Below are 20,699 nucleotides of genomic sequence, written 5' to 3'. Positions count from 1 at the left end.
AATTCTCTAGGTAAAATTTTACCATTTAATTTAATTATATATCAGTCAAATTGTAAAATTTTTTCCTTTAGGATAAACTATTATTTTAGTTGATGTGATTTTAGGGTAAAATTTTTGTAATGAAAAATGTTTTGGTTATAGCTCCATCACTGGGACGGCGTTTTTCTGGTATAAATTCTAGTATGCTAGCAGTAATCCCAGAGCAGGCAAAACTTATAAATATAGTAGGTTTGGGATTTAACCTTAATTCTAATGATATAAAAACAATTACATTTAAACAATTTTTATTTGGTTGCTGGCGTGATAAATGGCGGATTTGGCACGCTAGAAGAAATATTGATATGTTGGTAGGAATAATTCTAAAGCATATTTTTAGATATAAGTTAATCCTTGTTTTTACTACTGCTGGGGCTAGGAAAAGATCTAGAGTCCAAAAGTTCTATTGTAGCAAGATGCAAGCGATAATCCCTGTATCCAAAATTGCAGCATCAAGATTTGATGAGCAATTTGAAATAGTTCCTCATGGAGTAGATATCCAGAAATTTCATCCATCTATACCACAACAAACTAATTTTAAAATAGGTTTTTTTGGTAGAGTTAAAAAAACAAAGGGTATAGGAGAGTTTGTGGATGCAATGATTGAAGTTTTACCTGAAAATCCTAAGTGGATTGCAAATATATATGGTGAAACGACATCTAAGAATAATGACTTAGAATTATCTTTAAAAGAAAAGATTAAAGCTTCGAAACTTGAAGAGAGGATCATTTTCAATGGATTTGTGAATTTTAAAGAAGCACCTGGGTGTTATAGAAATCTAGATATTGTAGTATGCCCTAGTTACACAGAAGGTTTTGGTTTGCCAGCTTTAGAGGCTATGGCTTCAAAATGTGCTGTAATTGCAACTAAAGCGGGTGCTTGGTCTGAAATTATTACTAACGGGAAAAATGGTTATTTAGTTGATCCTCAATCAAGTGAACAAATAGCCGAAAAACTAGATATACTAATGAGTGATGATAGCTTAAGAGAAAAAATAGCCCAAAACGGTTATGATCTTGTAACTTCTAAATACAAGATACAAAATGAAGCTGAAGGTATCCAAAAAATATACGATAAGCTTTTGACATCTTGTCATACCGCTACTTGATAGCGGTATCCATAAAAAGTATAATTAGCTCCTAAGAAATAAATATATAGTTTATGTTACTAATCTATGAATAAGAGTGAAAACACGAAAATCTACGCATATAACCATTGTCCTTATTGTATCAAAGTTAGGCTAGTTGCCGACCTAAGTGGATTAGACTATCAACTGGAGTTTTTAGCAAATGATGATGAAAAAGCTCATATAGATAGAATAGGCTCTAAACAGGTACCTTTTTTAGAAAAAAGTGATGGCGCTTTCTTAAAAGAAAGTGAAGAAATATGTAGATATATGGCAGAAATTCAAAATTTTGAAATAGCAAATTCAAGTATAGTTACTATTGTAAAAGACTTCATAGCGGAGTTGGCTCCGCATTACCGTAGGATTATATACCCTAGGATGCCATATCACCCTAAAAATGAGTGTGATTTTCCCACTCAAAGTGCTAAAGAATATTTTATAAATAAAAAATCACAGTATATTGATGGTATGGATGTTTTTCTAAGAAATCCACCGAAAGATTCTATCAATGAGATAAATAGGATACTTTTAGAAATAAATTCATATATAAAAACACCGTTTATAAACGGTGATAAATTTTCATGGGATGATGTAAATATTTTTCCGATATTTTATATTTTAACTATGGCAAAAGATTTGCTAGAAATTCCTAGTAATATTCAAGAATATATTCGGTCTATAGAAAATAAAACAAACATAGAGTTGTACTAAAAATGATAGTGTCGATTGAAAGCATAGATAAAATTTTACCTCAAACTCAATGCCAGAAGTGTACTTACCAAGACTGTTATAGTTATGCTAAGGCTATTACAAATGGTGAGAAACATAACAAATGTATAACAGGTGGGGGAAAAACTTTAAAAGAGCTATCACAGCTTCTAGGTAAGCCAGAAATTTCTTTGGATGAAAGCTTAGGGATAGTAAAGCCACGTGCTGTAGCAAGAATAGATGAAAGTATGTGTATTGGCTGTACAAAATGTATATTGGCGTGTCCTGTAGATGCTATAGTTGGTGCGAAAAATCTCATGCATACGATCATTGAATCAGAGTGCACAGGGTGTGAGCTCTGTATTGAACCTTGTCCTATGGATTGTATTTCTTTAGTTGATCTTGCAGAAAATAAACAACCTCAAAATCTACTTACAGAAGAATATATACAACAAAAAAATCACTACCGTGAAAGATATGAGTTTCATAAGCAGAGAGTTAATAAAACAAAAGTCAAACAACGAGAAGTTTATAAAAATATAGCTACTGCCCAGGAAATAGATAAAAAAGCATACATAGCAGCATCTTTGGCAAAGTTTAGAAATAAGAAAAAAGCCTCTACTTCTGATGAATAAACAAAAACGCATAAAGATTTTTGAAACTTGGAAACAGAATGACCCTAATCCAACTACAGAACTAGAATATACTTCTAATTTTGAATTATTAATAGCTGTAATATTGTCAGCTCAAGCAACTGATGTAAGTGTAAATAAAGCTACAGCTGTTTTATATAAAATAGCAAATACTCCTGGGCAGATATATGCTCTAGGTGAACAAAAGTTAGCTGAGTATATAAAATCAATTGGACTATACAAAACAAAAGCAAAAAATGTTATAGCGACGTGTAAAGATTTAATAGAAAAGTTTAATAGCGAAGTACCTGATAATTTTGATGATTTAATTTCTTTAGCTGGCGTTGGCAGAAAAACTGCAAATGTGGTGCTTAATACAGCTTTTGGTAAACCAACTATGGCTGTAGATACTCATATATTTAGACTTGCTAATCGTATTCCTTTAGCAAAAGGGAAAAATGTTAATGAGGTCGAAAAAAAGCTTTTAGACGTAATCCCAAAAGAGTATTTAAAAGATGCACACCATTGGATAATTTTGCATGGCAGATATATTTGTACAGCCCAAAAACCCAAATGTAGAAATTGTATAATTTATCAATATTGCGAATTTAAAGATAAGGAAAAATACTTATGATTTTTTCCCAAGATAGATATCAATTGCGTAAAATTTTTGTAGATAGTTGGCAAAAGTTTCAAAATAGACAACCTTTAACAGCTATAGAGGAGCAAATATCTAGGATTATAGAATTACACCCAGAGTATCATAACCAAATAACTATGGATAATATTGATAAAGACTACTCTCCTGAAATGGGGCAAATAAATCCATTTTTACATATTAGTTTGCATCTTGCTGTTATTGAGCAAATCCAGACTAATCGCCCACCAGGTATAGCAAGCATATATACAAAATTACTAGCTAAGTATAATTTCGATGAGCATAAAGTACAGCATATTATGATAGACTATCTAGCTGAACAGATGTGGGAATCACAAAAATATAACACCATTCCTGAGGAAAAAGTTTATCTTGATAAATTAAATGAGCTGTTGCAAAAATAAAGCTTTTATGGAAATAAAGAGTAAATAAATGAAAAAAACAATAGGCAAAAATATTCCCAAAGCAAATATCGATTTCAAGCAACCAGTGGGTTTACACATCATTGCAATAATGGTTTTTTGTCTATGCTTGTGTGTTGCTCCTTTTGTAACACTATTAACTCATTACGGAGATATTAACTTCTTTTACAACCGTAATGATCATATTTTTGTTATGTTTTTTGCAGGAGTTTTTGGGTGTATAAGTAATTATTTTTTTGGTTCAACAAAATCAATAATTCACGGTTTGCAATTTATAATTATTGCTATTATTTTATCTTTTATAAAAAATATTTATCTTTTTAGTTTAGCAGCTTTATGGACAGGAGTTTCTGTTGTTATAGTTAATTTGCTTTTTAATTTGAGTTCTTTTTATCTAAAGACTGATTCACGCCGCTTGTATGGTTTTATCGGAGTGTATTCAAGTGCTTTGTTGGGAATAGCTGTAGGACTATTTATTTGTTTTATTGTTCTTAAAGATGCGTATCTCTTTAAATTATTTTACCTTTTCACTATTATATTTTTACTAATTTTTTTCTTAAAAAACAGTTATAAGCTTAACACATCTTTAACTAGTCAAACAGAAAGGGTAGATGTAAGCTTCTATGGTGTTTTGATTATCTTTTTTATTTTTTCGGTAATATTGTTTTACTTGCTGCTTAACCTAAAAGTTTTTAGTAGTCTTAATCTTATTGTGTTACCTATCTCTTTAGTGTATTTGCATGTATTGACTGTAACTAATAATAAAGAAACTGGTTTAGAGCTTCTTAAATATGTATATTTTAGTTTGGTAATTATAGTTTTAAATAAAATAATTTATCTCACTTTTCTTAAGTACGACCATAATAGTATAAATCCAAAATATATTAATTCGGTAATTAGTACATTTATATTTCTTATGTTTAACTATATTCTCTGTATAGCTGTTTATATTGCTTGGCGATTTAAGATTATAAGCTTAAAAATAGAGTCGATAATAAATTCAAAATTGATAAAAACGATGCTCTACTTAGAAGTAACAAAAGTTTTTATATTGGTATTGGCAGTGTTTATTGCTAATAATTTGGTAAGTAATATCATCTTTATGGTGTCTATAATATTGTCTATTGTTCTTAATATATTTATAGTTCCTATTTACTTTTCTTTAGGTAAAATTTTAGCTGGTGGTAAAAATGAAACTATAACGACAACTTTATTGTACTTAATATATTCTTCATTGGTATTTGTATCTTTTTTGTATGATATTTCTATCAAGATCTAGAAAAACACTTGAAAAGTCACTACGAGTCTACATATTATAATAAGTGCATAAAACTTATGTTATAATAGTTAATGTATAGTATTGAAAAATTTCTAAGGAGAGAAAATGAACGATTTTAATAATACTCGAGTTATTGACTCATTAACCCAAGAGTCAGCTCTAAGAGCAAATAAAGTACTTAGAAATACTTATTTGCTGTTATCTATGACTTTGTTATTTAGTGCTTTGACTGCATTTATTGCTATGCAAACTAATGCTGGTTTTATGAACCCTATAATTATGATAGTGGTATACATAGGATTATTATTTGGTATAAATGCTACTAAAAATTCACCTATGGGAATAGTGTTAACTTTTGCTCTAACAGGATTATTAGGATATTCATTAGGTCCTATACTAAACGCATATATCACCATGTTTAAAAATGGTGCAGAGTTGATAATGATGGCATTTGGTACTACAGGATTAATATTTTTAGGTCTATCTGCTTTAGCGATGAACCCTTCTAGAAATTTTAATAGAGTAGGTTCATTCTCTGCTGTTGGTGCAATAGTTGCTTTGGTTGCTTTGGTTATCAATATTTTTCTACAATTACCTGCTTTAGCATTTGTGATTTCTCTTGTATTTGCATTTATCTCAGGTGGTTTTATCTTGTGGCAAACTAACTCTATAGTTAGGGGTGAAGAGAATAATTATGTTTTAGCAACAGTTAATATATATGTTTCTCTATTCAATATTTTCGTTACTTTGTTACAAATCTTTGGAATTGCAGCTGGCGATAAAGACTAATTTATATTATCATCTGCTATAACTTTTGTTTTCCTAAATTTTTATAAATGCTTTTAAATCATGTAACTCCAAAAGACAACGTAATTTCCAATGTTTATGGTGCATCATTTAGTATTTTACTCAAAGAATATATTAAACGAAACGATGATTTTAATCTTGTAATTACAGAAGAACCACAACAAGCATATAAATTTTATAAAGAGTTGAAATACTTGACTAAGGCTTCTACTATAGAAGTTTTGTTTTTTCCAAGCTTGGAAATTTTAGCTTATGATAGATTTTCTGCTTCAGTTGATATTATGTCACAACGTCAAAAAATCCTTTATAAGCTAGCAAATGATAGCTCAAAAAATATAGTCTTAGTCACAAGCATTGAGAATGCCCTTAGAAAGCTAGCACCAATAGATTTTATACAAGAACATAGTTTTATTCTAAAAGCAGGAGATATTTTTGATATTACAAAACGTAAATCTCAATTTGTTGAGGCTGGGTACACACTAGTTAATAATGTTTTTACTAAAGGTGAATTTAGTATCCGTGGAAGCATCATTGACATTTATCCAATAGGCTCAAAAATAGCTTATAGAATAGACTTATTTGATAATGAAGTTGATAGTATTAAAGAGCTAGATATCGATACACAACGCTCAAAAAAAGATGTGAACCATATTGATATAATGCCATCACACGAGTTTATTTATACTGATAATACAACAAACCTAGCCCTTGATCAGTTAGAACATCTTTGCTCAAAAACTGTACTTAATTCAGATATAGCAGGTTTTATACAAAACCAAGAGTACTTTAGTGGGGTAGAGTTCTATTTGCCATTATTTTATAAAAAGTTATTTAGTTTGTTTGATTATTTACCTAAGGTTGCAAACATGCATTTATATGGAAATGTTTCTAATAGTATAGAAGCTTTTCTTGATGATGTTAAACTTAGGTATAATGAATTAAGATTTGATCCAACTCGCCCAATATTGCACTATGAAGAACTTTTTTACTCGCAAAATGAATTTAATAGTTTCATATCAAAACATAAAACCATAAAGTGGTTATCAGAACCAATATCAAAATCAAAGAAAATAAATTTAAAACCATTAATAGGAGTTTCAGCAAATTACAAACTTAGTAATCCTTTTAAGTACTTATTAGATTTTCTTTCTAAAAATAGCTTTGAGAAAGTGATTTTTTCAACAGACTCACATGGTCGTGCTGAGATATTACTAGAACATTTATCTAAACTAAGTTTAGATAGCTAGATTGTAGTCTCAATGTTTATACTGATTCCGAAATGTACCTCATTAGGTGTTAAATAATTTAAACATTTTTTAGGTCTATTATTCAAGTCAATTTGCAACTTTCTAAGATACTGATGAGAGATATTACTAAAATCAGTACCTTTAGGAATAAATTGTCTGATATACCTATTCATGTTTTCATTTGTACCTCTTTGCCATGGACTATATGCATCTGCAAAGAATACTTTAATACCAGTTTTATTTGATAAATTTTTGTGTTTAGCAAACTCTTTACCATTATCAAAAGTAGCTGTGGTAATTTTATTACCATTTGATGCTCTGTATAAAATTTGGTTAATTGAACTAGCTGTTCTATCTTTAGCTTTGCCTAGAATTGTGAATCTACTAACTCTATCTACCATAGTCAAAATAGCTCCTTTATGATCTTTACCGACTATAGTATCACCTTCAAAATGATACAGCTCTTTTCTATCATTAGCTGCTTTAGGCCTTTGTGATATGTTGACTCTATCCTTTATCTTACCTTGATTTGAGGAGCCTTCTTTTTTGTATTTGTAACGCCTACCTTTGAAGAATAATAACTGTTTAAGGTTATGTCTTTGTATAAAGTTATAAACAGCTTTAAAACTTAGCTTAGCTATACCTTCATGCTTTAATCTACCACAAATTAACTCCGGTGATATTTTCTTTTTGAGTAAAGCTATTATCAGCTTTTTAACTTCATTAGTAAGTTTATGATTATTTGACTTTCTACGACTACAATACAACTTATGGGCTATCTCTGCAGAATAACTTTTACCTACTTTATTCCTTTTAAGTTCATTTATAACAGCTGTTTTACTAAATCCTATTTTATTAGCTATTGCTGCTTCTAAGTATCCTAATTTAAGTAAATTTTCTATATAATATCTATCTGAAAGAGTTAAATGTCTATGTGCCATTTTTAGTTCCTGTTCGTTTATTTAAGTTCTTCTCAAACCTAATAAACTACATCTGGAACTCTCTTTCAACTATTTTAAAACTTTCAGAATACAATCTAGCATATAAAAGTTAGTGATAGTTTTGAGCAAGCTTTAGTGTCTCAAGCACAATATTTTCTTATAGTCTCACCTTTTCAGGAAGGTTTGATACTGGATGATAAAACAGTATTAATTACAGAGGCAGATTTATTTCCTGAGTATACCAAAACGGTATCAAAAACTTACCAGCAAAATGATTATGATATGGTAGATCTTAAAGACCTTACAGATTTAAAACCTGGAATGCATGTGGTACATCTAGACCATGGAATTGGTAGATATGAAGGATTGGAGATAATTGAGTTAAATGGTAAAAAAGATGAGTTTATTTTATTAAAATATGCTGCTGATGCTAAAATATATGTTCCGATTACATCACTAAACTTAATAAGTATTTATAATTCTTCTGTGACTGAAAGTATAGCTCTTAGTAGGCTCGGGTCAGACAAATGGAAAAAACAGAAAGAAAAAACCATTAAAAAAATTATTGATGTAGCTGCAGACTTATTAGAAATTTATGCAAAAAGAGAAATGCGACAAGGTTTTAGTAATTTACTAGATGAAAAAGAATACTTAAAGTTTTGTGCAGATTTTCCTTTTGAAGAAACTCCAGATCAAATAAAAGCTATTAATGATGTTTTTAAGGATATGATCTCTAGTAAACCCATGGATAGGCTAATCTGTGGTGATGTAGGTTTTGGTAAAACAGAAATTGCTATGCGTGCAGCATTCTTAGCAGCACAAAATCAAAAACAGGTAGTTATATTGGTACCTACAACTATCTTAGCTCAACAACACTATAATAGCTTCAAAGATAGATTTGCTAATACTGCTGTGAATATAGAGGTTATTACGCGCTCTAAAACATCCAAAGCCCAAGAGAAGCTTTTTGAAAATCTTAAAAGTGGTAGCGTTGATATTGTTATAGGTACACATAAGTTAATCTCTTCGGAAATAGATTTTAAGAATTTAGGTTTATTGATAATTGATGAAGAGCATCGCTTTGGTGTGGCTCAAAAAGAAAAGCTTAAATCATTAAAAGCAGAAATAGATATTTTGACTATGTCTGCTACCCCCATTCCACGCAGTTTGAGTATGGCATTTTCAGCTTTAAGGGATTTGTCTATTATTGCCTCACCTCCAGCTAAACGTTTGTCAGTTAAGACATTTGTTAAAGAATATGATACTACTATCATTCGTGAAGCTGTAATCCGCGAGACAATTAGAGGTGGGCAGGTATTTTATTTATATAACAAAGTAGAGACTATTCAAAAGAAAAAAGAGTTTTTACAAGAGATCTTTCCACGCCTGAAAATAGCTATTGTACATGGTCAGATGAGTGAAAGGGAAATTCAGAAAATTATGTTTGATTTTAAGCATAATAGGTATCATATTCTACTTTGTACAACCATCATTGAAACGGGAATTGATATTCCAAATGCAAATACTCTTATCATTGAAAATGCAAATAACTTGGGTCTTGCTCAGCTTCATCAATTACGTGGAAGAGTTGGGCGTTCTCATCATCAAGCATATGCTTATTTACTTATTCCGGGTGAGTTAGCGATTACTAAAGACGCTATCAAAAGACTAGAGGCTATAAGTACCACAGATTCTTTAGGAGGTGGTTTTACACTTGCAAATCATGATTTGGAAATCCGTGGAGCTGGTGAAATTCTTGGTAAAGAGCAAAGTGGTAATATTGATGGTATCGGCCTAAACTTGTATATGGAGTTACTTGATAAAACTATAAATAATTTAAAAGCTGGTAAAAAACTTGATATACAAGAGATAGTAAATTCAACCACTTGTGATATTGAGTTAAATATACCAGCTTTAATACCTGATTATTATATAAATGATGTTAACACCCGTTTAAATATATACAAGAGGATATCTAAAGCTGACCATAAACAACTGGTAAATATAAAAATAGAGTTAATAGACCGTTTTGGTAAGTTACCTTTAGAGGTTTTATATTTACTTAAAGTTGCTCATTTAAAATTAGATGCTATTGATTTGGGTATAGCTCAAATCAAAATGTTTGCTAGTTCTGGTAAAGTTGTATTTTCTGATTCTACTAAGTTTGAGCTTCAGAAACTAATAAAAGTTATTCAATCCAGTCCGATGGATTTTCGATTAAGCAAAGATCAAGATTTATTGATAACAAAAACCACTAAAACAGCTGAACAACGTATAGAGTTTATAGAAAAGTTTTTAAAAATATTAGTAATTAAATAGGGCTATTTGCTTTGAATGTTCTTTGAGCAGCTTCTTGATCTAGTAAGTATAATCCACTATCTTTTACCAATTTAATTTTATTAATCATATCACATACGTTAGCTTCTTCTTCTACTTGTTCATCGATAAACCACTGTAAGAAACTTTTTGTAGCATGTTCTTTTTCTTCTAATGCTATATCCATCAGTTCATAAAATTTTGTAGTGACTTCTTGCTCATGCTCAAGTGTTTTTTCAAAGACCTCTAGAAGTGAACCAAAATCGTTTTGTGGAGCTGCAACAGATTTCACTTCAATACGACCATTTTTATCATTTATAAATTTCATAATTTTCTTGGCATGAAAGAGTTCTTCCTCATATTGAGCCATAAACCAGTTTGTGAAACCTCCTAAACCTAAGTCAGAAGTGTATCCGGCCATAGCCAAATAGATATTTGCAGACTCTAGTTCATAGTTAAATTGTTCATTCAATGCATTTAATAGTTTTTTTGATAACATAAGTATACCTTTCTAAATTGATATTTATTTAATTCTAAAGGTTTAAAACAACTATTTCAAAGTAAAATCTGGCTTATATGTGTTTATAAAATTTAGGTTATTACTTATAATAGTAGCCAGCTTACTAAGTTTACATCTAAGTGTTATATAATTTATGCGAGAAATTTCTAATTTAAGAATAAAAATTGAAAGTGGTGGAAAGTATACTACAGAGCAGGGATTCCAGGCAGTTAAGGATGGGATTAGAAATAAAAAAGAAAACTCTGTTCATATCCGCAAACCTGAATGGTTGAAGGTTAAAAAGCAAGATTCAAATGAATACCTTAAAGTTAAATCGATAACAAAAAAGCATAAGCTTTCTACGGTTTGTGAAGAAGCGAAATGTCCAAATATTAACGAATGTTGGTCTCATGGTACCGCAACGATTATGTTGATGGGTAGTGTTTGCACTAGGGCATGTAAGTTTTGTTCAGTTGATACAGGAAATCCAAAAGGTTGGCTTGACAAAGATGAGCCTAAAAATGCAGCTGAAAGTGTAAAGCTTATGAATCTAGAATATGTGGTTTTGACCTCAGTAGATCGTGATGATCTAGAAGATGGTGGTGCTGCGCATTATGCAAGTACAATTTCAGCAATAAAACAACTTAGTCCAGAGATTAAAGTTGAAGCTTTAACACCAGATTTTGGTGGTGTAGAACAAAATATAGATAAAATTATAAATACTCAAGTTGATGTTATCGCACAAAATATAGAAACTGTAGAACGTTTGACTCATCCAGTACGCGACCCTAGAGCCGGCTATTGGCAGACTCTTAATTTTTTAAAATATGTAAAACAAAAATCACCAAATGTTTTGACCAAAACTAGTATTATGGTGGGTCTAGGTGAGACAGAAGAGGAAATTTATAAAACCATGGATGACGCTAGAAGTGTAGGGGTTGATATTTTAACACTAGGTCAATATATGCAACCAACTAAGCATCACTTAAGTGTGCAGAGATTTGTAACACCAGCACAGTTTGAAGAATATCGTAGAGTAGGTTTAGCAAAAGGCTTTTTAGAAGTAGCATCTGGGCCTATGGTTCGTTCTAGCTATAGAGCAGATAGAGTTTTTAAGAAAAATAATTTAGATTTGTAAAATAAAAGTAAAAGGTGAAAAAAATGGCAAAAGTAGCGGTAGTATTATCAGGTTGTGGTCATCTTGATGGTACGGAGATACATGAGGCTATACTAACTATATTAGCATTAGAAAAGCAAGGTGTAGAATGGCAAGGAGTTGCTTTAAATGAAAATCAAAAGCAGGTAGTGAATCATTTGAATCAATCTGTTGATTCAAAAGCTTCTCCTAGAAATATATTAGAGGAGTCAGCACGTATCACTAGAGGTAATGTTATAGATCTTGCAGAGGCTGATAGCGATAACTATGATGCTGTAATATTTCCAGGAGGCTTTGGTGCAGCTAAAAACATAATGGATTTTGCATTTGTTGGTGATGATAGTTATCAGATGAATGAGGAAGTGTTAAAATTTGCAAGAGCTTTTTATCTTGCAGATAAACCAGCTGGTTATATTTGTATCTCTCCCTTGATGATACCTTTAGTTTATCCAGAAGGTACAAAAGTAACTGTTGGTAATGATAAAAACACGGCAGTAATTTTAGGGAAAAAAGGTGCTGAAGCTGTAATAATGGATGCTACAGATATATGTGTAGACGAGGGAGTAAAAGTGGTCTCCACACCAGCGTATATGTGTGCTAAAAATATTTTAGAAGCAGCACAAGGTATAGAAAAATTAGTTGAAAAAGTAGTTAGTTATATTTAAGGATATATAAGATGGCAGGTCATAGTAAATGGGCTAATATCAAGCATAAAAAAGCAAAAGAAGATGCAAAGCGAGGTAAAATTTTTACTAAATTAATCAGAGAAATAACAGTTGCAGCTAGGTTAGGTGGTAGCGATAAAGACGCTAACCCAAGACTAAGAGCAGCTATTGCTACAGCACTATCTAATAACATGAGTAAAGATACGATAGAGAGAGCTATTACAAAAGGCGCTGGTGGTGAAGAGGGAGCAAATGTTGAAGAAGTACGTTACGAAGGTTATGGACCAAATGGTGTAGCTATTATGGTTGATTGTATGACAGATAATCGTAATCGTACTGTTGGTGAAGTTCGTCATGCTTTTACTAAAAGTAGCGGAAATCTGGGGACAGATGGTTCAGTAGCATATATGTTTACTAAAAAGGGTATTATTTCATTTGCAAGTGGAGTAGATGAAGATTCTCTAATGGAACTAGCTTTGGAAGCAGGGGCTAATGATGTAATTATACATGAAGATGGTAGTATAGATGTAATAACAGACCCTCAAAGCTTTTCTGATGTGCAAGAAACACTTATAAAAAAAGGTTTTAATCCAGATAGTGCTGAAGTTACTTTTGATGCAGAAACTAAAGTTGAGTTAGATCTGGAAACAGCGGAAAAGGTTATGAATCTAATTGATAAATTAGAAGACCTTGATGATGTACAAAATGTATACTCTAACGCTAATTTTACTCAAGAATTAATGGAACGACTTAGTTAACTATAATTTGATAGATATTACATTCTTAATAAGTCTAGGAGCTAAATGGTAATTTTAGGTATAGATCCAGGTTCAAGAATTACGGGTTTTGGGGTTATTAAGGCTCAAGATAATAAACTATATTATGTTGCTAGTGGGTGTATTCGTATTACAGAAGTAACTACAGCAAATAGGCTCAAGCAAATTGCAGATGGTATCACAGAAGTTATAAACACATATGTTCCAACAGAATCTGCTATTGAGCAGATTTTTATGTTTCAGAATCCAACAGGTGCTTTAAAGTTAGGACAAGCAAGAGGTGTTGCTATGTGTACTTTAGCCATAAATGGCTTAGGTGTTAGTGAGTATTCGGCTAAGCAGATAAAACAAGCAGTAGTTGGAACAGGGGCAGCAGCAAAGTCTCAAGTTCAACATATGGTGCAATCTCTATTAGGGTTAAGTAAAAAGCCACCAGAAGATGCTGCAGATGCTTTAGCCATTGCAATATGCCATTATCATAGTAGTAAATCTTTAGCCAAAATAGTTGGCGCAAGTCGAGTGGCTCAAAAAAGAATTAAATAAAAAAAACAGAGTTTCTGACTCCTGATTGCATTTAACCATATTCAAATTTTTTAGTTACTAATAAATATAATTTATAAATTATGTTAAAAATTTTATCATAATGTATTATAATGAATATAATTTATTAATTATTTTTTAGTTTTTATTTATTAAAATATAACTATTTTAAATTTAAATGTATGTAAATTAAGATAAGAGTAATTATGGAGAAATCGTTAGGTAGTCAGAATATATGCAATGAATGTGAGTACGTTTTTTATCATACAAACGAAAATGATCATTTTATAGGAAAGTTATGTCATAGATGTAACATTAAATTCCTTATTGCCAGAAAAGCCTTAATAACTGCAATAGATAAATATATTAGCCTCCCAAAAAAGGCTGGATGGATACATTATCATGGAAATAGGGGAGTTCGTAGAGCTAGAGAATTAAAAGCATTATTTATTAAATGTGAGAATAAAAGAGATATTGATGAGATATATAATAATTTTTTAGGTAGAAGTTTTATAGAAAGGTCATTTTTTAAAGAAGGTGTAATCAATAGAAATTTGGCTTCATTATTAAATGGAGGGAATACATACCCTTCTTCATTACGTTCTATCATTAGAAGAACAGATTTAAAGGTATTAGATAATAATACCGAAAGTATCGAAGCACTATTATTAGATAACATTTTAGGCAAATATAGATATGAAAAGCCCATAAATTATAAAAAAGTATACGATGCTACTACTAAAATTCAAGCTGCATGGAGAAATACAGTATTCCGGCACAATAGGTCAGCATATCCTTTCGGAATCGAAGACTCCATTAGACCTCTTAAACTTAAATCACCTAAGATGCCCACTATTAATGATTGGTTTGTTCTTAATCGCTTCCATGATAAAAGAGATGATGTTGGTGGCTATCATGTTTTTTTATTCAAAATTTATGAGATAACAAACGATTACATCTTCTTTAAGTTTTATGAAGAAGGAGCTGGTCTTCCAACTCTTCCTAAGGGTGATTCTCAAATTGAGTTTGAAAGAAGATTAGAGTTATTCGGAAGGATTTCATCAGTATATAATCAAAAGAGCCTTCCAATTCAGTCAGCTTTATATAAGCTCAAATTGGAAAAATCTATCAAATACTTTTTTGATGGCTGTATACCTATAATAACAATCCAAGATAACGTAGTTGATTCTATAGTTAGAGAGTATGTCAGAAAATTTATAGATAAAAAAACAATAAATAAGTATGGAGATAAGCTCCCTCTTCATAGTTATGTTACTGCACCTGAGCGTTACACCCCTAGTTATCCTACTAAAATTCATAATTGTTCTAGTTTTTTAAACTACTTATTAACAGAATTGTCTAAAATATATGCTAGCCGCGATTTCTGACAAAGGAAAGTAGATTTTGAGAAGTCAAACAGAGTTTGCTTACACTTATAGTATAATAATTCTCACATCTCCTAATCTCAAAAGAAACCGGTTATATAAAAATATAAAGACAACTTGATTATTGCCAAATAAGCTTTATCCTTAAGAATAAAACACTAAAATAAATTATTATGATAAGTTTTATAAGAGGCATATTGCTAGAGAAAGATCCTACGGCATTATTGGTAGATGTAAATGGTGTTGGATATGAAATTTTCGTACCTATGACTACTTTTTATACCATTGGTGAGACTAATAGTGAAGTAAGTTTGTATACACATTTTGTTGTTAGAGAAGATGCACAACAACTTTATGGCTTTAAAACTAAAGTTGATAAAAAAGTTTTCCAAGAGCTAATAAAAGTTAGTGGTATAGGTGCTAGAACTGCTATAGCAATACTTTCTGGAATGGACTGTAAAACGTTACTCCATTGTATAGAGAATAAAGATTATGGTTTGCTAGCAACAGTGCCAGGAATTGGTAAAAAAACAGCAGAAAGATTGGTTGTTGAAATATATGATAAATTACTTAAATTAGCCAATGAAATTTATGGTCAATCTGATGTTAATATAGGCCATGAAGAAACAGCAAAAAGCTTAACAGCTCAAAATAGTACGGCTGTTATTTCTAATTCTATGTTTAATGAGTCTGTAGATGCTTTATTGGCATTAGGCTATAAGCAAAAAGATGCTGAAAAAATGGTTAGAAGTTCACTAATAGATGCAAGTGATGTTTCAGAAGTTATACGTAAAGCTTTACAAAACACAATTAGGTCGAAAAAATAAATGCTTCAAAGCTATTAGAAGTCATTTTTCGTGGGATTTTTATTTAAGAGTTTTATCAAGGAAGTTAAATACAAGCTCTAAGTTATCATTAGTTTCAAATTTTTCACCACCATGCTTAGCGCCATCAATAATCACTAATTCAACTTTGTCTTTTCCAATTACTTTAATTAATTTATTATAGAAATTTATACTTTGCTGTACAGGTACTACATTATCAATACGGCCATGTTCTATAAGGAATGGTGGAGTGTCTTTACTTATATATGTTTCTGGGTTAGCCATTTTGGTTTTTTCAGGACTGTTGCCAACGTTGCTACCAATGTATAAACTTTCAGGTGAGTTATCTTGTGAATGAATGGGTTTCCCTAAGCCAGATTGTCTAAATTGATCATCCATTTTGCTAAAATCGGTAGGCCCAAACCAGTCAACGCAAGCTTGTACATTTGCTGAGTATTTTTTATTACCTAAATCTAAATCATCTAGTTCAGTTATTTTGTTTCCTGAAGTGGCAGCAAGAGCAGCTAAATTTCCACCAGCAGAATCACCCCAAACAGCTATAGCATCAGGATTTAGATTATACTTAGTAGCATTTGCCTTTAAGAATCTAATAGCAGCTTTTACATCTTTAATTTGAGCTGGGAATTTTGCTTCATCAGCTAAACGATAATTTATTGAAACTACAGCATATCCATGTTTTATACTTTCAAGTATAGGTTTTAGTTGATAGTCGGCCTTATCTCCACCTAAGAATGCTCCCCCATGTATAGCGATTATAACAGGATATGGTTTAACAAACTTTTTATCATTAGGTAAGTAAATGTCCAGTTTTTGAGCATTGGAAACTGTAGCATATGCTATATTTAAATATTTATTTTTAACCCAAGAGGTGTCAGTTAAATTAGCTCCATTATTGCTAGGAAGGATTTGATACTGATTGTTAGCTTTATGTTTTATATATACAAACCCCCCAACTATTACCAGTATGGCTAGGATTATAAAGTTAGTTATTTTGTATCTATATTTAATCATTTTCTAATAATCTTAAAAAATATTATCTATTTTTTATTTAAGATAGCTATAATTTTTGTGTAAGTCAATAGTTTATATCACTTATTGTTTTTATTATATAGTCCTTATTTTGTACACACCTTTGGTTAGAAATTGACAATTTAACTCTATATGAGAAAATTGGCAGATATTTTGAATAAAGCCTCCTAACAACTCCGTAAAACCAAGTACAGATATATGTTTACTAATGATTGGAAAAAAGCACTTAAAGAATCTTTTTATTCACCTTCAGAATTATTAGAGTTCTTGCAAATAGATAGTAATGAAGCTAGGGTTTCGTCTGAAATTACAAAGAAATTTAAGATGATTATCCCTAGATCTTTTGCTAATAGAATGCAAAAAGGCAATATTAATGACCCTCTATTAAAACAAGTATTACCAATTGTGGATGAGGAGGTAGTAGTTGAAAACTATACTAGTGACCCACTAGAAGAGAAAAACTATAATAAAGTTGCTGGCTTGTTACATAAATATCATGGTAGAGTTTTATTAATAGCTCAAACAAGCTGTGCTGTGCATTGTAGATACTGTTTTCGCAAAGAATTTGATTACAAAGATAATACTCCAGGTAGAAAGGACTGGTTACAAGCTTTTGACTATATAAGAAATGATAAAAGTATAGAAGAAGTTATTCTAAGTGGAGGAGATCCTTTATTAAATAATGATGAAGTCTTAGAATTTTTCTTAAAAAACATACAGCAAATAACTCATATTAAAAGGGTTAGAATCCATTCGAGGATACCTGTGGTGTTGCCAGAGAGAATAACTACTAAATTATTACAAATTCTATCAGAGCATGGATTAGATACGATATTAGTTATACACGTAAATCATCCTAATGAGATAGATGATAATGTTACTAATGTTTTAAAAGAAATACATAAATTTGGCATAATTATTTTAAATCAAAGTACGTTGCTAAAAGATATAAATGATGACGCTAATGTGTTATATGCTTTAAGTACAAAGCTGATAAAAGCTAAGGTAATTCCATACTATATACATTTGTTAGATACTGTTTCTGGAACTAGGCATTATAATGTTGATAATGCTAAAGATATTATGAAAAAGCTTTCAGAGATTTCATCAGGATTTATGGTTCCTATACTTACTAAAGAAATCCCTGGTTACCCATCTAAAAAGTGGTTATCTTTTCATGAGTGAAGTTTTCAGAAGGTGGTTAAGTAGCTGTTTCTATTTAAATATTTTAATTGATAGTGAAGGATTAGAAAAATTTATTCTGTATCATAAACCTAATAAAACGAATACATTGAGATAGTTTATTTAGATACTTTAAGATGTTATTATGATTTTAGTTTTATTTTTGTAATAGTAGGTTTATTTTGCTGAATTTGAAATCTCTAAAGCTATTTGGAATATTTGTTGGAGTTTTATCAGGGGTTCTGTGGGGTCTTAACGACGTATATATAAACATTTTCAGCATCAAGATGGAAATTTTATCAACCGGACTTTTAACTATCGTTTTTTCTTTGCTTCTAGCGTTTGTACAGGATACTTCATCTAGTTTATCTATATTTGGGTATCATTATTTTAGCTCTCCCCAAACTTTTTTTACTAGAGTTAAATCTTTAAAGAAAATCTTTTGGTTACTGTGTTTGGCTGCTATTTTTGCCGGTCCTTTAGGTATGGTTGCTGGTATAGTTGGTATATCATATGCTGGTCCTATTTATGCTGGGGTTGTCACCTCATGCTACCCCATAGTAGCTCTTGTTTTAGCAATATTTTTTCTAAAAGAAAAACCAACAAATTTAAAAATACTTGGCATAGTACTATCAGTCTTGGCTGTTATATTTATATCAATTGCTGGCGAGCATCATGGAGGTAATGAAACAGTAATTGGTATTATGTTCGCCTTTTGTGCTATGTTAGGATGGGGGCTGGAATCAATTTTGTTTTCACTAGCATTAAAAAAAGCTACTGAAGATCATAGTTCATTTTTATTAGCTACAAGACAGTTTTGTTCAGCGATGTCTTACTTGTTTTGCTTGACGTTTTTTTATGTGTTTTTTCCTTTAGAATTGCTAAAAGTGTTGGAAAGGTTTTTCATGATAAAAATTCTTATTATATGTGTTGTATCTGCTATGACGTCGTATATTGCTTACTATTATGCTATAAAGCGCATAGGAGCAAGTTTAGGTACTACTTTTAATGCTACATTTATTTTTTGGGCAGGTTTTTTTAGTATAGTTTTTCACCTTGAAAAAGTAACCCTAAATTTTATTATTTGGGGGGGGGTGCTTGTTATAGGTATTTATTTTGCTACTAAAGAGACTATTAAAAATTTAAAATTAGTCCATTAGCTTTTGATAGGTTAATTTTTGTGATATAGTTAAAAAAGAGATTTTAAGGGATCAGGGGGTTTACTTTGGACTTTTGGTTGATTATAGGAGTTTTTTTTGTTTTAAGTATTTATCTAATAGTAGAAAACATTATCCATAATATAAGTATCAAGAGTATCCCGATACGTATTCATGTTAATGGTACTAGAGGTAAGTCAAGCGTTGCTAGATTAATAGCGGCTGGTGTGCGCGCTGGAGGTCATAGGACTGTTGCAAAAAGCACAGGTACTTTAGCTAGATATATAGATGTTGATGGCTCAGAAGTTCCAGTTTTTAGGATAGGGTTTAGCAATATAGCTGAGCAAATTAAAATAATGTTTAAAGCAAAAAGAGCTAAAGCTGATGCCATAGTTATAGAATGTATGGCACTTCAACCATTACTACAATCTCTGTGTGAATTAAAATTAATCAAGGCTACACATGGCGTTCTTACTAATGCTAGACCTGACCATTTAGATGTAATGGGACCAACTGAAAGAGACGTTGCAAAGGCTTTGGCAGGCACTGTTCCTATAAAGGCAAAGTATTTTACAGCTGAAGATGTTCATGTTGATTTTTTTAAATATGCGTGTAAAGATAGAGGTAGTGAGTTGATTGTTGCTACCGCTGCTGATGCTGAGAAGGTAACAGATGAAGAAATTAATAAGTTTGTGTACTCTGAGTTTAAAATTAACGTTGCTTTAGCGTTAAAAGTAACAAACGATTTGGGGATACCAAGAGAGATTGCTTTAAAGGGTATGTGGGAAGCAATTCCAGATCCTGGGGCTATGACAGAGTATAATTTTGTTATTAAAGGTGCTGAAATGAATTTTGCCAATGCTTTCGCCGCAAATGACCCAGTCTCAACCAAAATGCTTTGGGATAAGCTTTATAGCAAATATGAGAGCTGTGATAAAAAAGTTTTAGTTGTTAATTGCCGAGAGGATAGAGAAGATAGATCTAAGCAGATAGCTGAAGCTATACTTGATTGGCAAATTCCAAATTTGGTTGTCCTTATTGGAACAGGTACAGAAGTTTTTACTTCTTTTTATAAAAGATATGCAAAATCACTTAATAAAAAGATGGTTCAAGTTATCATTTGTGAAGATATGCAGCCTCTTGAAATCCTTGAAAAAATATATGAAACTCAGAAGGCTAACTCATATATACTAGTAGGAGTTGGTAACATTAAAGATATAGGAATGAGTTTAGTAGATTTTTGTGATAAAAGTCATAAAGAAAAACATGATTTATAGATATTGTTTATTATA

The 20,699-nt window shown here is 31.0% G+C and carries 19 protein-coding genes and 2 pseudogenes; 18 read left to right on the top strand and 3 right to left on the bottom strand.

Annotation, left to right across the window (positions count from 1 at the left end):
- Positions 1–119: 119 nt before the first annotated feature.
- The 8 genes and pseudogenes from SD28_RS06605 to SD28_RS06570 form a co-directional block, all read left to right on the top strand.
- Positions 120–1,145: a glycosyltransferase family 4 protein gene (locus SD28_RS06605; RefSeq protein ID WP_039125268.1), complete on the top strand. Its 1,026-nt coding sequence runs from the start codon at positions 120–122 to the stop codon at positions 1,143–1,145.
- A gap of 66 nt (positions 1,146–1,211) precedes the next feature.
- The gene (grxB, locus tag SD28_RS06600; protein WP_039125266.1) at positions 1,212–1,874 is read left to right on the top strand and encodes a glutaredoxin 2; all 663 of its coding nucleotides are present in this window, start codon (positions 1,212–1,214) and stop codon (positions 1,872–1,874) included.
- A 2-nt stretch (positions 1,875–1,876) separates the two neighbouring features.
- Complete coding sequence (locus tag SD28_RS06595; RefSeq protein WP_039125265.1) at positions 1,877–2,506, top strand: RnfABCDGE type electron transport complex subunit B; 630 nt, start codon at positions 1,877–1,879, stop codon at positions 2,504–2,506.
- A complete protein-coding gene (gene nth / locus SD28_RS06590) occupies positions 2,499–3,137 on the top strand; it encodes an endonuclease III (RefSeq protein WP_039125264.1) in 639 nt (212 codons plus the stop codon). The genes SD28_RS06595 and nth overlap by 8 nt, the downstream gene beginning before the upstream one ends.
- Positions 3,134–3,565 carry a DUF1841 family protein gene (locus SD28_RS06585; RefSeq protein WP_039125262.1) on the top strand — a complete coding sequence of 144 codons (432 nt, stop codon included), beginning with the start codon at positions 3,134–3,136 and terminating at the stop codon, positions 3,563–3,565. The genes nth and SD28_RS06585 overlap by 4 nt, the downstream gene beginning before the upstream one ends.
- 28 nt (positions 3,566–3,593) lie before the next feature.
- The gene (locus SD28_RS06580) at positions 3,594–4,862 is read left to right on the top strand and encodes a hypothetical protein (RefSeq protein ID WP_039125260.1); all 1,269 of its coding nucleotides are present in this window, start codon (positions 3,594–3,596) and stop codon (positions 4,860–4,862) included.
- A gap of 105 nt (positions 4,863–4,967) precedes the next feature.
- The gene (locus SD28_RS06575) at positions 4,968–5,651 is read left to right on the top strand and encodes a Bax inhibitor-1/YccA family protein (RefSeq protein ID WP_039125258.1); all 684 of its coding nucleotides are present in this window, start codon (positions 4,968–4,970) and stop codon (positions 5,649–5,651) included.
- Between the two features lie 47 nt (positions 5,652–5,698).
- Positions 5,699–6,910, top strand: a pseudogene (locus tag SD28_RS06570) (transcription-repair coupling factor); the annotation flags it as partial.
- 2 nt (positions 6,911–6,912) lie between these two features.
- Here the strand turns inward: SD28_RS06570 and SD28_RS06565 are convergent.
- Positions 6,913–7,857, bottom strand: a complete 945-nt coding sequence (locus tag SD28_RS06565; RefSeq protein WP_039124962.1) for an IS30 family transposase — start codon at positions 7,855–7,857, stop codon at positions 6,913–6,915.
- A gap of 156 nt (positions 7,858–8,013) precedes the next feature.
- On the opposite strand from SD28_RS06565, the pseudogene mfd reads away from it, so the two are divergent.
- Positions 8,014–10,176, top strand: a pseudogene (gene mfd / locus SD28_RS06560) (transcription-repair coupling factor); the annotation flags it as partial.
- Here the strand turns inward: mfd and SD28_RS06555 are convergent.
- Entirely contained in the window at positions 10,169–10,672 is a 504-nt protein-coding gene (locus tag SD28_RS06555; protein WP_039125256.1) for a ferritin, read from the bottom strand. The pseudogene mfd and the gene SD28_RS06555 sit on opposite strands and share 8 nt — an antisense overlap.
- A 154-nt stretch (positions 10,673–10,826) precedes the next feature.
- Between SD28_RS06555 and lipA the strand changes: the two genes are divergently transcribed.
- From lipA to ruvA, 6 genes are all read left to right on the top strand, one after another.
- Positions 10,827–11,810, top strand: coding sequence for a lipoyl synthase (gene lipA / locus SD28_RS06550; RefSeq protein ID WP_039125253.1), 984 nt, complete (start codon positions 10,827–10,829; stop codon positions 11,808–11,810).
- Between the two features lie 23 nt (positions 11,811–11,833).
- Complete coding sequence (elbB, locus tag SD28_RS06545) at positions 11,834–12,493, top strand: isoprenoid biosynthesis glyoxalase ElbB (RefSeq protein ID WP_039125251.1); 660 nt, start codon at positions 11,834–11,836, stop codon at positions 12,491–12,493.
- An 11-nt stretch (positions 12,494–12,504) separates the two neighbouring features.
- Positions 12,505–13,251 (top strand): YebC/PmpR family DNA-binding transcriptional regulator, encoded by a 747-nt coding sequence (locus SD28_RS06540; protein WP_039125249.1) that lies wholly within the window; start codon positions 12,505–12,507, stop codon positions 13,249–13,251.
- A gap of 45 nt (positions 13,252–13,296) precedes the next feature.
- Entirely contained in the window at positions 13,297–13,812 is a 516-nt protein-coding gene (ruvC, locus tag SD28_RS06535; protein ID WP_039125247.1) for a crossover junction endodeoxyribonuclease RuvC, read from the top strand.
- A gap of 203 nt (positions 13,813–14,015) precedes the next feature.
- Positions 14,016–15,197 carry a hypothetical protein gene (locus tag SD28_RS06530; RefSeq protein ID WP_039125245.1) on the top strand — a complete coding sequence of 394 codons (1,182 nt, stop codon included), beginning with the start codon at positions 14,016–14,018 and terminating at the stop codon, positions 15,195–15,197.
- A 170-nt stretch (positions 15,198–15,367) separates the two neighbouring features.
- Positions 15,368–16,021 carry a Holliday junction branch migration protein RuvA gene (ruvA, locus tag SD28_RS06525; RefSeq protein ID WP_039125243.1) on the top strand — a complete coding sequence of 218 codons (654 nt, stop codon included), beginning with the start codon at positions 15,368–15,370 and terminating at the stop codon, positions 16,019–16,021.
- Between the two features lie 39 nt (positions 16,022–16,060).
- On the opposite strand, the gene SD28_RS06520 is transcribed toward ruvA, so the two are convergent.
- The gene (locus SD28_RS06520; RefSeq protein ID WP_039125241.1) at positions 16,061–17,050 is read right to left on the bottom strand and encodes an alpha/beta hydrolase; all 990 of its coding nucleotides are present in this window, start codon (positions 17,048–17,050) and stop codon (positions 16,061–16,063) included.
- Between the two features lie 216 nt (positions 17,051–17,266).
- Here SD28_RS06520 and epmB point away from each other — a divergent pair, with 216 nt between their 5' ends.
- The 3 genes from epmB to pgsB all read left to right on the top strand — a co-directional run bounded on the left by epmB (position 17,267) and on the right by pgsB (position 20,684).
- Complete coding sequence (gene epmB, locus SD28_RS06515; protein WP_039125239.1) at positions 17,267–18,253, top strand: EF-P beta-lysylation protein EpmB; 987 nt, start codon at positions 17,267–17,269, stop codon at positions 18,251–18,253.
- A 188-nt stretch (positions 18,254–18,441) separates the two neighbouring features.
- Positions 18,442–19,410 carry a DMT family transporter gene (locus SD28_RS06510; RefSeq protein ID WP_169742484.1) on the top strand — a complete coding sequence of 323 codons (969 nt, stop codon included), beginning with the start codon at positions 18,442–18,444 and terminating at the stop codon, positions 19,408–19,410.
- 65 nt (positions 19,411–19,475) lie between these two features.
- The gene (gene pgsB / locus SD28_RS06505; protein WP_039125235.1) at positions 19,476–20,684 is read left to right on the top strand and encodes a poly-gamma-glutamate synthase PgsB; all 1,209 of its coding nucleotides are present in this window, start codon (positions 19,476–19,478) and stop codon (positions 20,682–20,684) included.
- Positions 20,685–20,699: the final 15 nt, after the last annotated feature.

Source organism: Allofrancisella guangzhouensis (assembly GCF_000815225.1).
GTDB lineage: Bacteria > Pseudomonadota > Gammaproteobacteria > Francisellales > Francisellaceae > Francisella > Francisella guangzhouensis.
The sequence above is the reverse complement of the archived record's forward strand: the minus strand, read 5'-3'. Positions and strand labels throughout refer to the sequence as shown.

Bases quoted from the DNA above. Each gene is read 5' to 3' on its own strand.
- SD28_RS06605 (WP_039125268.1), top strand. From the start codon at position 120: ATGAAAAATGTTTTGGTTATAGCTCCATCACTGGGACGGCGTTTTTCT.
- grxB (WP_039125266.1), top strand. From the start codon at position 1,212: ATGAATAAGAGTGAAAACACGAAAATCTACGCATATAACCATTGTCCT.
- SD28_RS06595 (WP_039125265.1), top strand. From the start codon at position 1,877: ATGATAGTGTCGATTGAAAGCATAGATAAAATTTTACCTCAAACTCAA.
- nth (WP_039125264.1), top strand. From the start codon at position 2,499: ATGAATAAACAAAAACGCATAAAGATTTTTGAAACTTGGAAACAGAAT.
- SD28_RS06585 (WP_039125262.1), top strand. From the start codon at position 3,134: ATGATTTTTTCCCAAGATAGATATCAATTGCGTAAAATTTTTGTAGAT.
- SD28_RS06580 (WP_039125260.1), top strand. From the start codon at position 3,594: ATGAAAAAAACAATAGGCAAAAATATTCCCAAAGCAAATATCGATTTC.
- SD28_RS06575 (WP_039125258.1), top strand. From the start codon at position 4,968: ATGAACGATTTTAATAATACTCGAGTTATTGACTCATTAACCCAAGAG.
- SD28_RS06565 (WP_039124962.1), bottom strand. From the start codon at position 7,857: ATGGCACATAGACATTTAACTCTTTCAGATAGATATTATATAGAAAAT.
- SD28_RS06555 (WP_039125256.1), bottom strand. From the start codon at position 10,672: ATGTTATCAAAAAAACTATTAAATGCATTGAATGAACAATTTAACTAT.
- lipA (WP_039125253.1), top strand. From the start codon at position 10,827: ATGCGAGAAATTTCTAATTTAAGAATAAAAATTGAAAGTGGTGGAAAG.
- elbB (WP_039125251.1), top strand. From the start codon at position 11,834: ATGGCAAAAGTAGCGGTAGTATTATCAGGTTGTGGTCATCTTGATGGT.
- SD28_RS06540 (WP_039125249.1), top strand. From the start codon at position 12,505: ATGGCAGGTCATAGTAAATGGGCTAATATCAAGCATAAAAAAGCAAAA.
- ruvC (WP_039125247.1), top strand. From the start codon at position 13,297: ATGGTAATTTTAGGTATAGATCCAGGTTCAAGAATTACGGGTTTTGGG.
- SD28_RS06530 (WP_039125245.1), top strand. From the start codon at position 14,016: ATGGAGAAATCGTTAGGTAGTCAGAATATATGCAATGAATGTGAGTAC.
- ruvA (WP_039125243.1), top strand. From the start codon at position 15,368: ATGATAAGTTTTATAAGAGGCATATTGCTAGAGAAAGATCCTACGGCA.
- SD28_RS06520 (WP_039125241.1), bottom strand. From the start codon at position 17,050: ATGATTAAATATAGATACAAAATAACTAACTTTATAATCCTAGCCATA.
- epmB (WP_039125239.1), top strand. From the start codon at position 17,267: ATGTTTACTAATGATTGGAAAAAAGCACTTAAAGAATCTTTTTATTCA.